Raw genomic sequence first — 17,907 nt, forward strand, 5'->3', positions numbered from 1 at the left:
CGTGGCATCAAGTATTGATTCCAGCCAGAACGGATTCCGTGGAGCCAAAAATTGTAGAGATTATCAACCGCGTCTTGCGGGATGTGAATTCCTCCGGGCTTACGGAGCCACGCGTTGAGGTCGTCGCTTGGGACGAAGACCCGCAGGCAATCTCGGCGATGATTTACAGCACCAGGGATTCCACCGGACAGGGCGTGTCGGTGAGGGCCAACATCCCCGGAGCGGACCAGCTGGCATCAATGGCAGACCAGGTCCAGGAATGGGTGATCGAAGAAAACAGCCACACCACCAGCAATTGGCCGCAGTGCCCTTGGCACCCCAACAATCACCCCATGGCCGCTCAGCTGGTCGGCGACCAAGCCGTTTGGGCTTGCCCCGTTCTCCGCACCCCCGCAGCCATAATCGGCGAGCTCCCTGAAAAGGGAGCCGACGGATAGGCTCACGCGAGCCTCGCCTTACTCCCAATCCGCCCCGAATTTCAACCGTTGTCCCCTCGCAGAGCCCCGGGGTAGGGTGACCAAACCGTCCACCCACATCACCGTCTGGAACAACTCTGGGAGAAACCATGACACATGTGAGACGTCAGCTGGCTGCCGTAACGGCAGCCCTGGCACTTACCGCGACGAGCGGGGCGATGGCCAGTCCGGCCTTCGCCGATCCCCGTGCAACCGACAAGAACGCTACGGCCACCGGCTACGGGGGTGCCGTGAGCACCGTGGATCCCGAGGCTTCCGCGGCAGCCATCGAGGTACTGAAGAAGGGCGGCAACGCAGCTGATGCCGCTGTTGCAGCTGCAGCCACCCTCGGCGTCACCGAACCGTACAGCGCCGGCATTGGAGGCGGCGGCTACTTCGTGTTCTATGACGCGAAGACCAAGCAGGTCGGCACCATTGATGGCCGGGAAACAGCTCCGGCGGGCATCAAGCCTGATGCCTTTATCGACCCTGCCACCCAGAAACCTTACAAATTCACGCCCGATCTGGTCACCAGCGGCGTCTCCGTCGGTGTCCCCGGCACGCCTGCAACGTGGGAGCGCGCCCTTGAGCGGTGGGGGACGGTGAGCCTGGGCGAGGCTCTGAAACCCGCCATCAAAGTGGCAAACCGTGGCTTCGTTGTAGATGAGACATTCCGCCAGCAGACCCTGGATAACAAGGTCCGCTTCGACGCGTTCACTCCTACCCGCGACCTGTTCCTCCCCGGTGGTGACGCTCCCGCCGTCGGAAGTGTCTTCCAGAACCACGACCTCGCCGAGACCTACCGCCTGCTCGCCAAGGAGGGCACCGACGCTTTCTACGGCGGCCCGCTCGCGGAGGAGATCGCCAAGACCGTGCAGGCCCCGCCGAAGACTGCCGAAACCACGCTTCCCGTCCCGGTCGGTTCCATGACCACCCAGGATCTTGCCAACTACAAGGCCCTGGACCAGGACGCCACCAAAGTGGGGTACCGGGGCTACGACGTTTACGGCATGGCTCCTTCCAGCAGCGGCGGCACCACGGTGGGCGAAGCGCTGAACATCCTGGAAAACTACGACCTCAAAAGCATGAAGCCCGTTGATGCCCTGCACCACTACTTCGAAGCCAGCTCGCTCGCCTTCGCTGACCGCGGCGCCTATGTGGGCGATCCCGCCTTCGTCAAGGTGCCCACCACCACGTTGCTGAACGACGTCTTCGCCAAGGAACGCTCCTGCGAAATCGATCCGACGGCGGCCGCTCCCAAACCGGTAGCCCCCGGCAATATAGAGACGTACGACGGCGCGTGCCCGGCTGCTGTAGCGCCCCTCGCCAATGAGACGGATACAGAAAACATCTCCACGACGAACCTGACGGTCGCCGACAAGTGGGGCAACGTGGTGGAATACACGCTGACGATCGAGCAGACCGGTGGTTCGGGGATTGTTGTACCGGGCCGCGGCTTCCTGCTGAACAACGAGCTCACTGATTTCAGCACGGTCTACGATCCGAAGGATCCCAACCGGATCGAGCCGAACAAGCGTCCCCGTTCATCGATGTCCCCCACCATCATCCTCAAGGACCAGAAGCCGTTCCTGGCGTTGGGCTCCCCCGGAGGGTCGACCATCATCACCACGGTGTTGCAGACCATCCTGAACCGCGTCGATCTGGGGATGACAGTCTCCGAGGCCCTCGCTGCACCGCGGGCCGCACCACGGAATGGCGCCACCGTCAGCTCGGAACCGGCCTTCATCGAGGCTTATGGTCCTGCGCTTGAGTCCTTGGGACATGACTTGGTTCCGGCCGGGGACGCCTTCACATCGGCTGCCGAGATCGGTGCTGCGACAGCCATCGAGTTCGGTAAAGACGGACAGATGACCGCTGCTGCCGAACCCACCAGACGTGGTGGTGGTTCAGCCATCGTGGTCAAACCGGTCAAACCTGGCAGGTAGCTGTTTGCGCCCCGCCCACATGCACTCCGGAGGATCCAGCCTGCACCTGGAGGTGCCTTTAGTCGTGGAGAGGCTCCCCGGTAAGGCGGTGGTCGGCATGATTGACGGTTTCCCTGATCAGCCGTATCAGGTGACCGTCATGCAATGAGTAAATGACGTGACGCCCATCCTTGCGGGTGTCCACCAACCCGCTGAGGCGCAGTTTCGCCAGATGCTGGCTGATCACGGTCCGTGGTGCCCCTGCGACACTGGTGAGCTCGGTGACAGTCTTAGGACCGTCCGCGAGTTGCCAGAGCAGGTGCAACCGGGTCGGTTCGGCCAGCATCCGCAGGGTCTCAGCGGCGGTGTTCAGCAAAGCCGGACCTGGGATGATCTCGTGAACAAGTGAAGATTCCCCGCGCCCGGGAGTGTCATCTGGTGTTGGACTCGACTGGGCGGTCATTGGTCTGCTCCTTGGCGTTGGTTGGTTCTGTTGCCGGCTTACCGGGTCTTGGCCAGGAAAGGAACGCGGCAACGGCGCCCATAATGCCGATAGACGTCAAGGCTGCAGCAGCCCAACCCAATCCCGCGGTGGCCCCGATCCAACCTGCCAGCGGATATGTCAGGATATAGCAGGCGTGGGACAGGGAGAACTGGGCGGTAAAAACGTAGGAGCGGGTTTCGTCTGTTGACGCATCGCGCAGCAGCCGCGATGACGGAGTCAGGATAGTGGAGTTGGCAGCTCCCAGCACAAGCCACAAGGCCAGCAGGAACCACCACCCGGCCCCGGCAACCCCCGCAGCAGTCACGATTGTCGCCACGGCCAAAGCAGCGGGGATCAGCGAGGCTCCGGTGAGCATCACGGCCCTGTCCCCGAACCGGTCCAGGAACCGTGGAGCACTGAGAGCAACCAGCATGGAACCGACACCGAAGCAGGCCAGGGCAAGCGCCAGATCCGAGTCCGGCCGGTGCAAAACGTTCCGGACGTAGACCACGGTGTTGACCAGAACCAGAGCCGTCGGCGCGGCAACCACCAGGTTTAAGGCCAGCAAGGATCGCAGCCGCCGGTTTCGCCAGAAGATCCGGGTACCCAAGGTAGTCCGGTGCCAGAGCGACGTGGTCGGCGATCCAGTCCCTGTGACTCCCCTGGGCAGGTTTGTGAGCGCCACGAGCAATGCGGAGAAGAGGAATCCGGCGACCGTGCCCACGAAGAGGTTGTTGTAGCTGGTTACGGTCAGCAGCAGCGCTGCAAGGGCAGGGCTTACCAATGCTTCCATGTCATATGCCAGACGGGACAGCGACAAAGCCCGGGTGTAGTCCCGCTCAGCGGTCAGGATGGTCGGAATCAGAGACTGGAAGGCCGGAGTGAACGTCGCCGAGGCCGACTGCAGCAGGAAGATCACCACGTAGATCTGCCACACCTCAGTGATGAAAGGCAGGCACAACGCCATGGCGGCCCGGATCAGGTCGGCCCCGATCAGCACGCGCTTCTTCGGCAAACGGGCAACCAGGGCATTGATCACCGGCGCCAGTCCCACATAAGCGAGCATTTTGATTGTCAACGCGGTCCCGATCACGCCACCGGCGCTACTCCCGGCCAGATCGTAGGCCAAGAGGCCAAGAGCAACCGTAAGAAGGCCCGTGCCAATCAGCGCCACAATCTGGGCGGCGAACAATTGCCGGTACGTCACGTTCCGCAGAACCGCTAACATCTACCCATCCTTTAGGTGCACAAGTACATATATGTGCACCTATTGTAATAGACTCAGGCTCGTCCCGGGCCTCCGGTCGGGGATTCTTGGGTGGGTGACCGATCTCGCGCCCCTTTTGTCGCGCCCGTCAAGATGGCCGGTTGTTCCTGATCTCCCGACTGTATTTCCACACCATCACCAGCGAAGCCGCCCCGATGATGACTCCCGAGAGTACGGACCACGGCGATTGGCCCGGGCCGGTAACGAAGATCGAGGCTGAATAGGCGGCGAGCACCAGGGCCAGCAGCAGCCAGATTAGGGGTTTGCGATTCATTTTTATCTTCCTTCGAGAAGGGTTTGAAAGTCAGGCGAGGTCGCGCTTCAGGAAAATGACGAAGGCTACTGCTAAGACCACTAAAAGCCAGGCTGCAGCCCCGGCGAAAGAGCCCCAGGCCGGTATGTTGACAGTTGCTTGGGTTGCCCAGTCCGCTGCCAGGACGGGAAAGAAAGGGAGGCCTGATCCTGGCAACATCTCAGGAAGCAGCAAAGTAAGCGGCACGGCGAACAAGCTCACCAGATGATTTCGGATGAGCGACCCCGCTGCGAAGCCCCAGATGGATCCCATGCCGGCAACCCCCGCAAAGGCCGGGCAAGCTGGCAAACCTAACTGCCACGCTTCACCCAGTAGTTCCCCTGCCAGGACAAAGATCAGCCCGATCAGCGCACCGCTGATCAGCGCTGCCAGTGCTGTAGCTGCTGCCCGGCCCAGGAACGCCGGAACACGCTGGAACATCAAGACCCGCCGGCTGAAGCTTCCTGTGCGGAAATCAGCGGTGAAGGCAAAGGAACCCACCACTGCGGACCCCGTCAATGTCAGAGTCAGGCCCGCTTCCATCAATGGTCCGCCGAGGCTCGCCAGCGATGGTCCGGCTTCAAGGGCAGCTGCAAGAACCATCAAGGCAATAAACCCCAGCACCAGTGCGGCCCCCACCGCCGAACCTTTCCACAGCCACGGCCGTCGCAGCTCCGAGAGGAATGCGGAACCCACCTTAGAGCTCCTTCCGGCGGAGGGACCACTCTGCACAAAGGCCCGCAACAAGCAGCCATCCAAGGGACACGAAGAAGGCCGGAACCGGTTCAAGCAAGCCTTCAAAAGGCACGGAAGCTATTCCCGCCAACGCGCCGGACGGAAGCCAGCGGGCCATGTCCGGAGCGTTCGCCAACAGAGGCAGTTCGACGGCGAGTGGAATCACCAGGGTGATGATCGTCGTCGCGTAGTAGTGCTGAAAGATCCATCCCAACGAGCAACCCCAGACGGCGGCTATTGCTGAGGCCACCACCACCCCCGGCAACAGTCCCAGCGAATCCGGGGCCAGGAGTCGCGGGACAACGTCCGGTGGCAGCGAGAACGCGATGGTCCCACCCCAGGCCACGAGTCCCGCTAACAGGGTGCCGATTCCCACTATCACCGCAGCCACGTATTTGGCCGCCACCACGTTCGCCATCCCCGCTGCCACCACAGTTCGGCGGAGTGTCCCGTAATAGGCTTCGCGGGTGACCAGATAGCTCCCGGCGAACGTGGCCACAGGCGCAATACTTGCGGCCAGTGACCTGAAGATCTGGATGTTGTCCGAAACCGACAAAGCACCCGAGCTGTCCGGCCACCCAAGGAAGTTGGCCACGAACCACGGCACCAAAGCACTGAACGCTACGATGCCCAGAATGGAGTACCCGCTAACGTACCTCAGAAGCTCGGATCGGATCCCGCTGATCACAGCGGCGAAGGCTCCGCTGCTCATTGGGCACCGGCCAGGATCTTGAAGTAGGCCGATTCAAGGCTGCCACCGCCAAGCACTTTGGCTTCCCCGAGAGTCCCGCGGAACAGGACCTTCTGTTTGAGGATGACAACCTGGTCCGCCACTTGCTCCAGTTCCATCAGTTGATGACTGGAAACCAACGCGCTTCCCCCGGCAGCGGCGAACTCCCGCAGGAAACTCCGCAGCCACTGAATGCCCTCCGGATCCAGTCCGTTGGCGGGCTCGTCCAGAACAAGCAGCCCGGGATTCCCTACCAGTGCGGAGCCGATGCCCAAGCGTTGCTTCATGCCCAGCGAGTAATCGCGGACCTTTTTGTTGGCCTCGCCCGCCAGACCCACTTGTTCCAATACACGCTCCACACTTTCCCTGCCCACTCCCGCAGCGAGCTGGCAGATCTGCAGATGCCGCCGACCCGTCAGCCCTGGCTCCACATCCATCCCGTCCAGGTTCACGCCAACCCTGATGGCAGGCCGCCGGAGGGATCGGTAGCCGACGCCGAACACCGTTGCCTTGCCGGAGGTCGCCTCCAGCAATCCTGTGAGGCCCGCGAGCGCGGTGCTTTTCCCTGCTCCGTTGGGACCGATCAGTCCAACCACCCGTCCGGCTGGAACATCGAACGTCAGATCCTCGACGACAAGACGCGGTCCCCTCTTCTTGCTGAAATGTTCAAAACTGGCGTGATTTGTCACGGCTGACCTTTCGTGGGTCTGAGGGCGTCCCGGTTTGCGCCCCGGTTTGCCCTGGCCACAAGGGCGACGTGGTGATGGAAGCCCAGAGCCACTCCCCCAGGCGTATCTCTCGTTGGCTCGCTACTTCCGCCCTCCCGGCGGCCGCGAGGTTGGTCCCCGAGGCCAGTTCACTGGAGAAGGTCAGTACCGGCACTGGGTCACCGGGGAAGACGACCGGGACCAAAGTGTCCAGGGGTGCCATGGAGTTCGACGGCGGCTGGTCACCAATGGTGGCCCTGCCCAGGTTTTCGTGGATGATCATCCCCTGCGATTGCAACGTGACCTGGTCCCCGGGCGCCAAAACGCCGGAAGGCCCTTGGACCGGCATCACGATCTTCAGCTGGCCGCCTTGGTAGGTGTAGCCCGCTACGGTCACCGCCCTGACGGGAATGATCACCAGCACCACCCCGATGGTCAGCAACCCGAGCATCACCACCAGGATCCGCCGCCAGCGTGGGCTTCCATTGTCTGCCGCAGCCCGAAAGAACCGGACCACTCCCCTGAGCGCCATCACCAACAGCAGGCAGAGGACCGCAAGGACCACCAGATGGCCTGCATAACCCAGCTGAAGGAAGATCGGCATCAGGCGCTGGTACCCGACCACCATGAAGGCGATCCCGGCAACAAAGCTCGCAAGGCCAAACCATGAAAGGTACCGGTCCCGTGCAGGCATCCGGCGGGATCCGAGGAGCCGGTAGCCGGCCACCTCAGCCAATGCCTCCAGCGATTTCTTCCGAAGGTGCGGGATGTCCATGGCAGACATCAGGGCAACGTAACCGTCCAGCTTGATAAAGGGAAACAGGTTGAGCACGGCCACGGCGTAGCAAATGACGCCATAAAGGACTGCAGCGTCCTTCACCGGTGACTCGGGCAAAAGCACCTGTGCAGCCAGGACGATGCTGCCCAGGGCGACGTGCACCAAGGGTCCTGCGAGCGCCACGAGGACGCGTTGCTTCCTGGAACTCAGCCGCCACCCATCGGTCACATCGCAGAAGAATGCCGGTGAAAGATAGAACAGCATGATGCCTACGCGGCGTGGTGTTCCGCCGAAGTATGTGAGCGCCATGCCGTGGCCCAGTTCGTGCAGGAGCGTGGAGACGAACATCGCCGCCACCACATACAGATACGCCTTCACCGGCAACGGCGTGGAGAGGACCCGCCACATACTCGGGCCCGCCATGAATGCGCCCACGAGCCCGCCGAGAAGGAGGAGAAGTGCCACCACTGCCATACCTGGTCTTGCCATTGCCGCCACCACCGGCCTGAAGAACTGGAGCAAAGGCGCAGGGTTGAACAAGGTGAACTGCACGGTCAGGGGCGGCCTGAACTGGACACGCGGCATCGCAACCGGCGCCGCACCGCCGTCGAATATTCCTGTGGGTGCCAACTGGCGGACGATGCCCGTGACGTCCTGTGCTGTCCAAGGAGACCCGAGGGAGAGCGCCACTTGGGCCGGATTCTTCCTGCCGTCCACCGCTTTAAGGACGGTTGCGACGTCGGCGGTGACCCGCGCTTTCGGCACACCGTTGATGGCCACAATCCAGGGCCCGCTTTCCGTCAGCGGTGCATCGATGGATCCCGACGGGGCAAGCTTGACGGGCCATTCGACCACCCGGTCAGTGGGAACTTTGAGCCGGTTCATATCAGCGGGTGCGGGGTGGAGAAGTGACCGGGGAGGAACAGTCCTTTGGTCTCGTCCATGGTGAGTGGCACCGCTCCGGGGCACACCGCTTTGCCGGCCACCCATCCCATGTCGCGGACTGCCGCGGGAAGCCTGTGGCTGAGGCTCACCCAGTGGGTTTGGATGTCCCTGCCCGCGAGGTAATCAACCAGATTCCCAACCTCCGGCGCGGGTTGGGTGGCCGGTAATCCGCCCGGCTGGAATGACTGTGTCCACCGGAGCAACCCGTCAATCACTGCAGGCGTGGCCCAGAAATCGGCACGGGAATCGTCGTCCGTCACGGCCGCGGGAGTCCGGGAAGCTGTGCGGGATTGGAACAGCTCCCGAATTTGGAGTCCCTCCTGGAGTGCTCCCCGCAAAGCAGGGACAGGATGGGAAGACGCTTTCAGCCCCACTGCAGCAAAATGGCCTTCGACGGCGATCACGCACACCGCGGTGACCAGTGGGCTGCTCTCTTGGGGGACGAAAGCCAACAACGGTTCGACGCCGGCAGCCCGCGCCGCGTCGAGGAGCAGAAGGAAGTTCCGGGCCTCCGGCGTCGTCCGCACGTCGTCGGGCAGTCTCGCCACATCGAAGCTGAGGAGCGGCGTCCGCTGGTGCCATGCCGCAAGGAAGGCATCCCGTTCCAGCACTTCCCCGATGCCTGCACACTGCGCAAAGTCCTCCGACGGCCCGGACGCTGCACCATTGGGAGAAGGATCGAAGAATCCGTCCCACGGATTCGCCTCGGCGTGGCCGGGGCAATAGTCCACCACCGGAGCGGGAACTTGCGAGGCCTTTCCGGTCAGCAGGTTGGTGGCCCGGTACCAGGGAAATTCGTAAGCGAGTGCCGACGGCCGCCCCAGTCCCGGGGTGATGAAGTCGATCCGCTCATCAGCACTCCCGGCGGGAGCAACAAGATACTCCGCATCCCCTGGCGCTGGAGCCAACGCGAATCTCTCCACAGCTTCTCCCGCACCCCGGGTCATGGAGTCGCGTTTCCTGACGTCAAAGGCGCCGACGGCGGAGGCGAACCCGGGGAGCGATGCCCGCCCAAGTGCCAGCACACCAGCCGTCCGCCACAGTCCAACCTCGTTGGGGACGTACACCGCCGATTCTGAGACCAGACCCATTGAGGGATCCAGGGTACGCACGGGATCGATGCTCATACGCCGCATACCCACAGTTCAATGTCGTTCAGCCCAGGGGTCCGCGTGGCGATGCGAACCTGCCTGCGTTCGAGGATCGCGAGGCCCCCTGCAGCGATCTCCTCCTCAATGAGGCTGTTGCTGACAAAGGCAATATCGCTGGAGTAGGCCGAAGACCGGTAGGTGCCGCCCTCGCCAAAGGTCACGTGGATCATGGTGACGTGGCGGGCACCGTTGGCGGGGTCCCGGCTTTCCGTGGTGATCAGGAACGAGTCCTTGCCCAGCGGCGAAACTGTTGTGCCGCCGTCGTTGTCTTCTGATGCGCGGTGGCTGTCCGCATTCAGGACGGTCAGGAGAAAGCGCCCCTCCGGTGCCAGGCAGTCACGGACCCTTTGGAAGAGCGCGCGTCGCCCCGCCGGGTCCAGGAGGGTGATGGAACTGGCGCCGAGAACCACGCAACCGTATCCGCCGTCGAGCTCGAAGCCGGACATGTCCGCCTCCACCATGTCCACGGAGACGCCACGCGGATTGAACGCCTGGGTGTCCACTTTGGTCTTGAGCAGGGCGAGCATTTCCCGGGAAGAATCGACGGCGGTCAGCGGACGCCCCAGGGTCAGGAGGGGCCGGGTAATCCGACCGGACCCGGCAGCCAACTCAAGGATGGGTCCCACCGTTTTGCGGGCTGCGGTCAGGATCTCCGGCAGTTCCGTGAGGTCGTTGGCGGTGACGAGGTCATAAAGGCGGGAGCCTGACACGCTGTACAGATCCTCGGGAGGATTCATGTGGCCCAGGATCCGCAGGACGGCGTCGGCGGTCTTGTCTTTTGCGGTGTTCATCAACTCGTGTTCTCCGGGAGGTTGAGAGTGGTGGCGGGATGCACGCGGGTGGGGGACGGAACGTGGCACCACCCGCGTGCACCGGCTATGTGGCGGCGATTCCGACGACGATGCCGGCGATGATGATGACGTCACCAACCCGGATGTACCACGGTGTATCGTCCGGGGTGTCGAGGTTTTCGAGCTCTTCGATGGACAGCTGAAGCGGCGCGTTTGCGATCATTGGTTCCTCCTTTCTAGTTGTTATGTGGATGCTGTTGACGGGTCCTACGTGATGCTGACGGCGATGATGCCGATTGCGACTCCCTGGGAGACCCCGATGAACCAGTTCTGGAAATCAGGGGTGTCCAGCGATTCGATCTCCTGGATGGAGATGTTGAGCTGTTTTTGCATGCGCGTTCACCTCCCCTCGCTGTTGTTGTGGCGTCCAAACGGGGATCAGGTGATGGCGACGGCGATGCCTACCAGTGCCAATCCGGCTGAAATGCCCTTGATTCGTTCGTCCCAGTCATCCGGGACATCCATGGGCTCGAGTTCCTGGATGTGGAGGTCCAGGCTCTTGAGTGCGTTTGCGCTGTTCATGTGTTCACCTCCTTTCCCCTGCCTGCTCGTGGATTTCCCGTGGGGGCTGGCAAGATGTGGGGTCCTCCTGCGGCGGCATGGAGGACGTGCTGGATCTGTGCGGCGTCGATCCCCCGGAGCATGGGAAGACCACCGCCCCAGTTGCGGATGGCAGCGTCCGTGGTGCGGACCAGGGTTTCCGCGGTGATGGTTTGGAGCCGGGCAATACCCCACTTCCACATCAGCTCTTCGATCCCCGGCCCGGGCTCGGGGTTCAGTGCGGGATCCGTCGCCGTCACCATGCTCCAGAGCCGGTTGAGCCGTGGGGCATCACCCCAGGCCACCGCGCCTTCGCCTATTTCCTTCCAGATGGGACCCATCAACGACGCCGTCGCGGTCATCTTCCGAGCGCCCGTGACATAGGCGAGTTCGTTCGCGACGTACCAGTGCTTGGCACCGTAGGGGTTGCGTCCCATCAGGGCCCAGCCGGTGTGTGTTTCCATGCTGAGCCGGGAAGCGGCCAGTCTCAGCTCCGGTGAGTCCTTTCGGGACAGCTGCCTGCCCAGCCTCACGATCCGCTGAATGAGTACATGGCCGTCATCGTCAAAAATGCTGTGATGGCTGCCGATCATGGTTCCGGCCACCCGCAGGAACGCTTCCAGCAGCCCCTCGAAAACCAGCTGTTGCGGCAGGGTGGCGAGGTGGCCGGCGTCGAGCAGTGCGGCGTCACCGGTCAGGTGTCGCGAGGCAATCAAGCGGCGTCCGACGGCGGTGTCCAGGCACGCTACAGCGCTGACTTCCGCACCGGTCCCCACGGTGGACGGCATGAGAATGGTTTTTGGACGTTCTTTGGGATTCGTGAGCGGCGGGAGGACCAGTAAACCCGAACGCTTGGCGTGGCGTTCGGCGAAAATGGCAAGGCTCGGGTCGGCGGTGAAAAGTGCTGCCAGCTTGACCGCATCCAGTACCGAACCGCCGCCGAGTCCGGCAACCGTTTGAAGCCCGTTTTCGCGGATGAAGCTGCCCACCGTCCGGACCGTTTCCACGGTGACCGGGGCCGCGTGCAGTTCCAGTACCGGAGCTCCTTTGAGGTTGCCGGCCAGCAGTTTGTCCCTGTGCGCTTCCAGATGGCTGTCCACCACTAAACCCGTCCGCCCCCGGGTGAGGCCGCCGATGTACTTGGCTGCCATGCCGGCCTCGAGGATCACGCAACGGGTCCTCCACAGGTGGTCCGCGATCATGCGAAGATCCCGTCCTTTTCAGCCGCTGCCAGTCCGGCATGGATGGCCGTGCCCAGTTCTTCGAAGTTCTCCTCCGTGTAAATGAGGGCAGGCAGAAGTTGGATTCGTCCCGGCCCGGCCTGCACGATTGCACCGGCGTCGTGGATACGCCGGACCACGGCCAGTACACCGTTTGAGGACAGGGGCGTTCCGTTGTGTGAGCGCAGTTTGATGGCCCTCATGCAGCCCCGCCCTGATGAGTTGCCTATCCCCCGGGTGTTTTGCAGCTCCTCAATGAGGATGTTGAGGCCGGCGGCCACCTGCTTGGTCAGGGTGTTGTGGTCCAGCCGTTTCATCTCCGCGATGGTGCCGAGGATCGCCGCGCACGTTGCCGGGGTACCGGCCTGGGTTTCGCCGTGAACGAAGACCGACTCGTTCTTGTCGAAGGTCACCGTGACGCACTGGGCGATCAGCAGGGCTGCGCAGGCGCTGGTGCCATTGGTCAGCCCTTTGGACGTGACGATGACGTCCGGCTGTTGGGACCATTTCTCTGACGCGAACCAGCCACTCACCCTGCCGAAACCAGTTGCTACCTCGTCTGCGACCAGGAGGAAGCCGTGCTGGTCACGGTGCTTGATGACCTCTTCAATGAAGGCATCCGGCACAGCTTCCGCACCCGAGCCCAGAACGGGTTCCATGATGACCGCGGCAATCCTGTGGCCTTCCCTGGACATGAGCTGCGCCAGTTCCGCGCCGTCGTCGTCAAAGCCGATGTGGCGGATGTTTCGCCGGTCCACTCCGTACACGGCCTGTCCCAGTTCGTCACCACTCAGTGCCTGACTTCCATAGGTCAGCCCGTGATAGCTGCCCTTCAGCCCGACGATGAGTTTGCGTTCAGGCTGCCCGTCCAAGACAAAGTACTGGCGAGCCAGCTTCATCACGGCATCGTTGGCAGCACCTCCGGAGGTGGAAAAGAGGACCCGGTGGAAGCTGTGGGCCGGCAGGCTCAGAAGAGCGTTGGAGGCTTCGATTGCAGTGCGGTGAGCTGTGCGGAAGAGCGGCAGATAGGACGCGGTGCGGAGTTCCCGGGCAACGGCTTCAGCGATGTTCTCGTTTCCATAGCCCAGGTTGGTGTTCCAGAGTCCGCTCTTGGCACAGATGCGTTGGCGGCCGTCTTCGTAGGTGACGTGCACGCCGTTGGCGCTGACTGCGGTATGACTTTCCCCTGCGAAGTCGTGCTGGGTGATGAGGGGTATCCACAGCGGAAGTTGGGTTCTGGGGGTAGGAAGGATCGGCACGACAGTCATCAGTGGCCACCAACAATGTCGATACCGAGTTGCTCAAATCGGTCCAGGACAGCACGGGCGGACTCCTCGGCGAGCGCGGCCGGAACGTTGAGCGCGGGCGCCACTGCTATGGCCGCTACCTTAACGTCCCGCAGGTTGGAGACGGCTTCGATAATGGCTGCGGCGTCCGGACCGATCTTGAAGAGACGGCCTGTCCTGGGGTCCAGGAGGGTATGCTCGCTCCCTCGCTTCAGGATGAAGGGAGCGTGAGCTGACGGCAGGCCGTCCCGCAGTGTGGCCCCGTAAAGGCTGGCTCCGAAACCCACCAGCTTGGTAGCGGGGCGGTCCTCGCGGGCCACAAATTTCCAGGCGTCCAAGGCCGCCAGGTAGCGGGCGATCCACGGTTTGGCGGCCAGCGATTCGTAGATGTCCCACGGGTAGTAGGCCGCGGCAACCGCCGACTCGGGCCGGAGGGCGATGGCCCTGACCTTCAGGTCTGGCAGCGCGTCACCAATGGCGCCGATTTTGGCCCCGTAGGGTCCGCTGAGAATCGAACCGTCCCAGGTGATGTGAAGCCGGGCCAGCAGGAGGTTGTCCTTTGGTTGCCCATTCAGCAGTCCCCGCTCAGCAAGCACTGCGTTGACCTCGGTGAGCTGCTGCACGAAGTGCCCCGTACGGCAGGCTTCCTCGGCGTCGTCGAAGAAGGCTTGCCAATCCTCTTTGGTGGTAATCCTGACTACCGTCACGCCCACCAGGTTCACGAACGGGATGGCCACATAATCCTGGACTTCCAGGCTCAGCGTGCCGTCCACCAGGAGTTCTTCCCCCGCGACATCGAAGGATCCTGTGACGACCACAATGTCTGTATCCGTCCTGTCCCCGTTGATGACCAGGACCGCGGAATCCTCATCGGCGAGGGTCTTCGCGTATTCCGTGTGGTCAGGATTCTCGACAAAAATGACATGGCCCCGGATACGCCCGGGAATGCCGGTGACCCACTGATCCACAGCGGCGGCAATGCTCTGTTGCTGACTCAGCTTCAATGACCCAACCCCCAATAGTTGTGCACTCATCTCCGGAGCAGTCCCGGCGGAATTTCCGGGTGCTCGTTCTGAGAAGGACACTATGGGCGGGCAGAAGGGCCACAGGGCGGAAAGCGGAAACTAGGTGGTGAATCAGCCGAAATTAGGGGTGTTTTGGGGGCGTCTAGGTGGTGGTTTGGGGTGGCCTAGGTGGTGGCGGATGAGGCCATTTCAAATGACTTCGCGCACCACGCGGGATTGGTTATGCTGGGCATTCGACGATTGGGGACGTCAGAAGATGAAGAAAAGATGTGGCAAGAGTGCCAATGGCTACTGGTTGATTTTGGCCGGATCCTACGGCCTGACAATCAGCATGGCGGCTATGACCCCTATGCCCTGGCTGCTGCTGGTGGCCGGGATCTTCATCGTCTTCCCCGTGGTCGTGGGCGCGTTCTACGGGCAGATCGGACGCAAGGCGGAGCGCAAGCTTGTTTCGGACAGCCCCGCAATAGTCATGGCGACTACAGCTTTTGCCGTGGCGGGCATGCTTGTGCGCAGCTCGTCAATCGTGGTGTGGGCAGGACCGATCCTGGGTCTCGTCACCTTCATAGGCATGTATCTCTGCCTACGCCGATACGGACGCTTTCATCCGCCTGTTCAGGAGAATTCCTCGAGTGACGAGAGGATTCACACCCGCTGATCTAAGTGGGCGCCGGCGACGTCAGCGGTCGCCGAGTTTCCTTTCGATTTCCGCGCCCTGGGGTGTCTCGAATGTTGCCGAGAGACCCTTGGGGTTGAATCTGAACGTGACGCGGGCGCCGCCGTCGACGTTCCACCGTGCTGATGGGGTGTCCTTGAAATTCTGAAGTGTCGGTTTTCCCCATCTCGCTTGGCCTTCGCGAACCATGAGGGTGAAAGCATCATTGAGGAAATCAGTGGATTCCGGCGTGAGGTCCCGGATGCTGTCCGAGGTATCGAGGCTCATTGCCCTCATGACGTTCTTGACTTCGATGGTCATGACGTCAGGGAACGTGAAGTTGGAAACTGTGTTCATCAGGTAAGACCTGCCGTTCTCGACTTCGGTGGTCCACCCGAACCGCTCCACAGCACGTTGTTGGGTCTCGTCCTCTGACAGCGGCCATGGGGCCGCGATCCAGAAGTCCATAACGTCGCAGACCTCGGCGGGAGGCATTGATTTCCAGGTCACGTGTTTCCCCCTTTTTCTTGGTTTTCGCTTTTTGCCCTCTCCAGCCAGACCCTCCAAGCGGAGTAGCTGAAAAAGTTGAAGTTGTACCCGGCCGCGGCAGCGGCATCCTTCAACGACTCACCCACCCTGAAAACGGGTCGACCGTCAGATGCCTCCATTGACTGAACAATCTCGGCGTCGGTGGCATTGAGCATGTGAATCAGGGGGTAGGCCGCCCTGAAGGTCTCGAAACCGCCGATGAAATCCACCCAGTGACCGCGTCCCCATCGAATCTCTGTGCCATTGGGGCCGACTTTTACATCCACCCCGGGCGCATCCTCAAAGGTGGCTATCTGCTTCTCCGGCCAGAGCATTCCCTGCACCAGGTCGAGAACGAAGGGCCGAACAGAGTCAGCCCGGGCCACTACTTTCGTTGGGTTGGAGCCGGCATGACGCAATTCCAGGGTGCCATCATCGGTCACCGCGATGACCTTCGTCCCCGCCAGGAACCTCCATTCCAGAACACCGTCAGGGTGAGTGAGCAGGCTCAGCTTCACCCGAGGGTTGATCGCCTTCATGGGCGGGGTGCCGAGAATCTCCTCGACCAGAGGGTGGTCCAAGGAGCTGACCCAAAGGGTGGGTTGACGCTCCCGTTCCACTGTCCCCGTTGAGTCGAGTCGGTTCGAGTCCAGCCCCAGTCCGGGGAGTTCCAGGGAAGCGGAACCTGGATCCATCCCGGCTACCCGCTCCGCCGACCAAGTCTGTCCGGCTGCCATCAGTTCTCCCTCACGCCAGGCCCGATAGCTGAGGTCGTCCGGACTCTTGACGCCGTAGGAGTTTCGCAACGCGGCCACGCACCGCTCCGCGAGCTCACGGAACTCGGAGGTCAACGCCGGAAGCGGGAGGACAGAGGACCAGTTCGGCTGCCCAACCCCGAGTGCCTGCCAACCTGCGTCCTTCAGCACGGACTCGACGGCGTTGCCCACGACATCTTTCCCCGGGGCCTCTGCTTCAAGACGGTCGCCCTGCCTCGCGAATTGCACATATCTGTTCGGGTACACGCTGGAGGTGATGACCAGAATGGCACGGTCCGTTAAGCCTCGGAGCGTCACTGCGAGCCTGTCCCGGAAATCGTTCCAGTCGAACGTCGCCCGTTCGCTTGGTGTCCGCTCAGCCCAAGGCATCGGCACCCGCGTCCGGACAGTGCTGAACAGGAGGTCCGGGTCATCAGGAGGGATATTCTTTTCCTGATCCCGGTCACGGGGATCAAAACCTTCAAACCCCTCGTCACCGGCCGAGGGGTCCAGGCTGCTCACCAAGAATCCATGTGGGCCACTCCGATGGACTTCGATGATCAAGCCCCGGTACGTGCCACGATGCTTGACGTCATGGCACTCCAACTGCTCCCCCGGACCGATCTCCCGGATGTATCCGTGCTTGCCCCACGCACTGAAACCCGGCGTCGGCTGATCCGTCAACAACACCCAAGCATCTCCCCGGCGCAGGATCTGATACTCAACACCGTCAAGGACGGCATACTGTCCAGGCTTGATGAGCGATGTCGGCTGGTCCTTTTCCAGGGAATGATTCGACGCCGGACGGTTGGGGACGCGGGATTGGCGCCCTTTTGCGCTGGCCACGTTAGTCCCCCAGCTTCCGGTCGATCTCAACGCCCTGGGGAGTTTGGAACATCGCACTGAGACTCTTCGGGTTGCAGTTCAACGTGATGCAGGCGCCCGTGGGCAGATTCCAGCTTGCTGACTCCGCGCCGTCGGGTTTCCGCATTGCCGGCTTTCCCCAACGCTGCTGGCCTTCACGCACCATAAGCGCAAAATTGTCGCCAAGGAATTCGGTGGATTGGGGCGTGACCTGGCGGATCACGTCTGAAACCCGGAGGTTGATATAGCTCAGGGATCCCTTGCTGCCTATGGTCGAAACGTCCGGAATGGTGAATCCCGAAACCGTATTTATCAGATAGGACACGCCGTCATCCCCCTCGATGCTCCAGCCGAAACGCTCGACAGCGAGGTTCTGCACTTCGTCTCTCGACAGCGGCCAGTCAGCGGCAGCCCAGAAGTCCATAAGGTCACAGACCTCGACTGGGGCCATGGCTTTCCACGTCACCGGTTCTGTCATCTGTTCTCCCCCAAAGCACGAGCCTCAGATGGTTTCTCTGGGCATTTGTCCTCAGTGTAAAAGACGAGACCGACAGGTCATGACACGTAACTATAAATTTTTAGGCCCTCCGCGAGGACGAAACAGCGGCCAAGTAGCATCCCCCATGCGGCGTTTGCCGTGGGTCTGGCCAGCTCTGAACACCGAGGATACTGAACACCTAGAGCGGCGCTCCTGACCACTCATTTTGCCGATAA

21 protein-coding genes are annotated in these 17,907 nt (G+C 62.0%); 3 read left to right on the top strand and 18 right to left on the bottom strand.

Annotated elements, in window-relative coordinates; all coding sequences use genetic code 11:
* The first annotated feature begins 38 nt into the window (after window positions 1-38).
* Together LDN85_RS18215 and ggt are read left to right on the top strand one after the other, a co-directional pair.
* On the top strand, window positions 39-437 hold the full coding sequence (locus LDN85_RS18215) for a hypothetical protein (protein WP_026542018.1): 399 nt from the start codon (window positions 39-41) through the stop codon (window positions 435-437).
* Between the two features lie 128 nt (window positions 438-565).
* Entirely contained in the window at window positions 566-2,401 is a 1,836-nt protein-coding gene (gene ggt / locus LDN85_RS18220) for a gamma-glutamyltransferase (protein ID WP_026542019.1), read from the top strand.
* Window positions 2,402-2,459: 58 nt separating this feature from the next.
* On the opposite strand, the gene LDN85_RS18225 is transcribed toward ggt, so the two are convergent.
* The 15 genes from LDN85_RS18225 to mpaB all read right to left on the bottom strand — a co-directional run bounded on the left by LDN85_RS18225 (window position 2,460) and on the right by mpaB (window position 14,400).
* The gene (locus LDN85_RS18225) at window positions 2,460-2,843 is read right to left on the bottom strand and encodes a metalloregulator ArsR/SmtB family transcription factor (protein WP_026542020.1); all 384 of its coding nucleotides are present in this window, start codon (window positions 2,841-2,843) and stop codon (window positions 2,460-2,462) included.
* Entirely contained in the window at window positions 2,812-4,092 is a 1,281-nt protein-coding gene (locus LDN85_RS18230; protein WP_026542021.1) for an MFS transporter, read from the bottom strand. Before LDN85_RS18230 ends, LDN85_RS18225 begins: the two co-directional genes overlap by 32 nt.
* A gap of 127 nt (window positions 4,093-4,219) precedes the next feature.
* Entirely contained in the window at window positions 4,220-4,405 is a 186-nt protein-coding gene (locus LDN85_RS18235) for a hypothetical protein (protein ID WP_026542022.1), read from the bottom strand.
* Window positions 4,406-4,435: 30 nt separating this feature from the next.
* Complete coding sequence (locus LDN85_RS18240; RefSeq protein ID WP_026542023.1) at window positions 4,436-5,119, bottom strand: hypothetical protein; 684 nt, start codon at window positions 5,117-5,119, stop codon at window positions 4,436-4,438.
* 1 nt (window position 5,120) lies between these two features.
* Window positions 5,121-5,870 carry a hypothetical protein gene (locus LDN85_RS18245; RefSeq protein WP_035761071.1) on the bottom strand — a complete coding sequence of 250 codons (750 nt, stop codon included), beginning with the start codon at window positions 5,868-5,870 and terminating at the stop codon, window positions 5,121-5,123.
* Window positions 5,867-6,577 (bottom strand): ATP-binding cassette domain-containing protein, encoded by a 711-nt coding sequence (locus tag LDN85_RS18250; RefSeq protein ID WP_026542025.1) that lies wholly within the window; start codon window positions 6,575-6,577, stop codon window positions 5,867-5,869. Before LDN85_RS18250 ends, LDN85_RS18245 begins: the two co-directional genes overlap by 4 nt.
* Window positions 6,555-8,258 (bottom strand): daptide biosynthesis intramembrane metalloprotease, encoded by a 1,704-nt coding sequence (mpaP, locus tag LDN85_RS18255; RefSeq protein WP_051421617.1) that lies wholly within the window; start codon window positions 8,256-8,258, stop codon window positions 6,555-6,557. The genes LDN85_RS18250 and mpaP overlap by 23 nt, the downstream gene beginning before the upstream one ends.
* A complete protein-coding gene (locus LDN85_RS18260; RefSeq protein WP_223943739.1) occupies window positions 8,255-9,445 on the bottom strand; it encodes a YcaO-like family protein in 1,191 nt (396 codons plus the stop codon). The genes mpaP and LDN85_RS18260 overlap by 4 nt, the downstream gene beginning before the upstream one ends.
* The gene (gene mpaM, locus LDN85_RS18265) at window positions 9,442-10,260 is read right to left on the bottom strand and encodes a daptide-type RiPP biosynthesis methyltransferase (RefSeq protein WP_026542027.1); all 819 of its coding nucleotides are present in this window, start codon (window positions 10,258-10,260) and stop codon (window positions 9,442-9,444) included. Before mpaM ends, LDN85_RS18260 begins: the two co-directional genes overlap by 4 nt.
* Window positions 10,261-10,345: 85 nt before the next feature.
* On the bottom strand, window positions 10,346-10,483 hold the full coding sequence (locus tag LDN85_RS18270) for a daptide-type RiPP (protein WP_155854089.1): 138 nt from the start codon (window positions 10,481-10,483) through the stop codon (window positions 10,346-10,348).
* Window positions 10,484-10,527: 44 nt separating this feature from the next.
* Entirely contained in the window at window positions 10,528-10,653 is a 126-nt protein-coding gene (locus tag LDN85_RS21945) for a daptide-type RiPP (RefSeq protein WP_256378406.1), read from the bottom strand.
* Window positions 10,654-10,698: 45 nt separating this feature from the next.
* Complete coding sequence (locus LDN85_RS18275) at window positions 10,699-10,842, bottom strand: daptide-type RiPP (protein WP_155854090.1); 144 nt, start codon at window positions 10,840-10,842, stop codon at window positions 10,699-10,701.
* A complete protein-coding gene (gene mpaC / locus LDN85_RS18280) occupies window positions 10,839-12,062 on the bottom strand; it encodes a daptide-type RiPP biosynthesis dehydogenase (RefSeq protein WP_223943740.1) in 1,224 nt (407 codons plus the stop codon). The genes LDN85_RS18275 and mpaC overlap by 4 nt, the downstream gene beginning before the upstream one ends.
* Window positions 12,059-13,348, bottom strand: a complete 1,290-nt coding sequence (mpaD, locus tag LDN85_RS18285) for a daptide-type RiPP biosynthesis aminotransferase (RefSeq protein ID WP_223943741.1) — start codon at window positions 13,346-13,348, stop codon at window positions 12,059-12,061. Before mpaD ends, mpaC begins: the two co-directional genes overlap by 4 nt.
* Entirely contained in the window at window positions 13,348-14,400 is a 1,053-nt protein-coding gene (gene mpaB, locus LDN85_RS18290) for a daptide biosynthesis RiPP recognition protein (RefSeq protein WP_223943742.1), read from the bottom strand. The genes mpaD and mpaB overlap by 1 nt, the downstream gene beginning before the upstream one ends.
* A gap of 184 nt (window positions 14,401-14,584) precedes the next feature.
* On the opposite strand from mpaB, the gene LDN85_RS18295 reads away from it, so the two are divergent.
* Window positions 14,585-15,049: a hypothetical protein gene (locus LDN85_RS18295; protein WP_026542030.1), complete on the top strand. Its 465-nt coding sequence runs from the start codon at window positions 14,585-14,587 to the stop codon at window positions 15,047-15,049.
* A gap of 21 nt (window positions 15,050-15,070) precedes the next feature.
* On the opposite strand, the gene LDN85_RS18300 is transcribed toward LDN85_RS18295, so the two are convergent.
* Genes LDN85_RS18300 through LDN85_RS18310 form a run of 3 tightly spaced genes read right to left on the bottom strand, consistent with a single transcriptional unit; the run spans window position 15,071 to window position 17,671 of the window.
* Entirely contained in the window at window positions 15,071-15,556 is a 486-nt protein-coding gene (locus LDN85_RS18300) for a DUF6301 family protein (protein WP_035761073.1), read from the bottom strand.
* Complete coding sequence (locus LDN85_RS18305) at window positions 15,553-17,175, bottom strand: hypothetical protein (RefSeq protein ID WP_223943743.1); 1,623 nt, start codon at window positions 17,173-17,175, stop codon at window positions 15,553-15,555. Before LDN85_RS18305 ends, LDN85_RS18300 begins: the two co-directional genes overlap by 4 nt.
* Before the next feature lies 1 nt (window position 17,176).
* Window positions 17,177-17,671, bottom strand: coding sequence for a DUF6301 family protein (locus tag LDN85_RS18310; RefSeq protein WP_155854093.1), 495 nt, complete (start codon window positions 17,669-17,671; stop codon window positions 17,177-17,179).
* Window positions 17,672-17,907: the final 236 nt, after the last annotated feature.

It is taken from the genome of Arthrobacter sp. StoSoilB20 (assembly GCF_019977295.1).
In the GTDB taxonomy this organism is placed as follows: Bacteria; Actinomycetota; Actinomycetes; order Actinomycetales; family Micrococcaceae; genus Arthrobacter; species Arthrobacter nicotinovorans_A.

Bases quoted from the DNA above. Each gene is read 5' to 3' on its own strand.
- ggt (WP_026542019.1), top strand. From the start codon at position 566: ATGACACATGTGAGACGTCAGCTGGCTGCCGTAACGGCAGCCCTGGCA.
- LDN85_RS18225 (WP_026542020.1), bottom strand. From the start codon at position 2,843: ATGACCGCCCAGTCGAGTCCAACACCAGATGACACTCCCGGGCGCGGG.
- LDN85_RS18230 (WP_026542021.1), bottom strand. From the start codon at position 4,092: ATGTTAGCGGTTCTGCGGAACGTGACGTACCGGCAATTGTTCGCCGCC.
- LDN85_RS18235 (WP_026542022.1), bottom strand. From the start codon at position 4,405: ATGAATCGCAAACCCCTAATCTGGCTGCTGCTGGCCCTGGTGCTCGCC.
- LDN85_RS18245 (WP_035761071.1), bottom strand. From the start codon at position 5,870: ATGAGCAGCGGAGCCTTCGCCGCTGTGATCAGCGGGATCCGATCCGAG.
- mpaP (WP_051421617.1), bottom strand. From the start codon at position 8,258: ATGAACCGGCTCAAAGTTCCCACTGACCGGGTGGTCGAATGGCCCGTC.
- LDN85_RS18260 (WP_223943739.1), bottom strand. From the start codon at position 9,445: ATGAGCATCGATCCCGTGCGTACCCTGGATCCCTCAATGGGTCTGGTC.
- mpaM (WP_026542027.1), bottom strand. From the start codon at position 10,260: ATGAACACCGCAAAAGACAAGACCGCCGACGCCGTCCTGCGGATCCTG.
- LDN85_RS18270 (WP_155854089.1), bottom strand. From the start codon at position 10,483: ATGATCGCAAACGCGCCGCTTCAGCTGTCCATCGAAGAGCTCGAAAAC.
- LDN85_RS21945 (WP_256378406.1), bottom strand. From the start codon at position 10,653: ATGCAAAAACAGCTCAACATCTCCATCCAGGAGATCGAATCGCTGGAC.
- LDN85_RS18275 (WP_155854090.1), bottom strand. From the start codon at position 10,842: ATGAACAGCGCAAACGCACTCAAGAGCCTGGACCTCCACATCCAGGAA.
- mpaC (WP_223943740.1), bottom strand. From the start codon at position 12,062: ATGATCGCGGACCACCTGTGGAGGACCCGTTGCGTGATCCTCGAGGCC.
- mpaD (WP_223943741.1), bottom strand. From the start codon at position 13,348: ATGACTGTCGTGCCGATCCTTCCTACCCCCAGAACCCAACTTCCGCTG.
- mpaB (WP_223943742.1), bottom strand. From the start codon at position 14,400: ATGAGTGCACAACTATTGGGGGTTGGGTCATTGAAGCTGAGTCAGCAA.
- LDN85_RS18295 (WP_026542030.1), top strand. From the start codon at position 14,585: ATGACTTCGCGCACCACGCGGGATTGGTTATGCTGGGCATTCGACGAT.
- LDN85_RS18310 (WP_155854093.1), bottom strand. From the start codon at position 17,671: ATGACAGAACCGGTGACGTGGAAAGCCATGGCCCCAGTCGAGGTCTGT.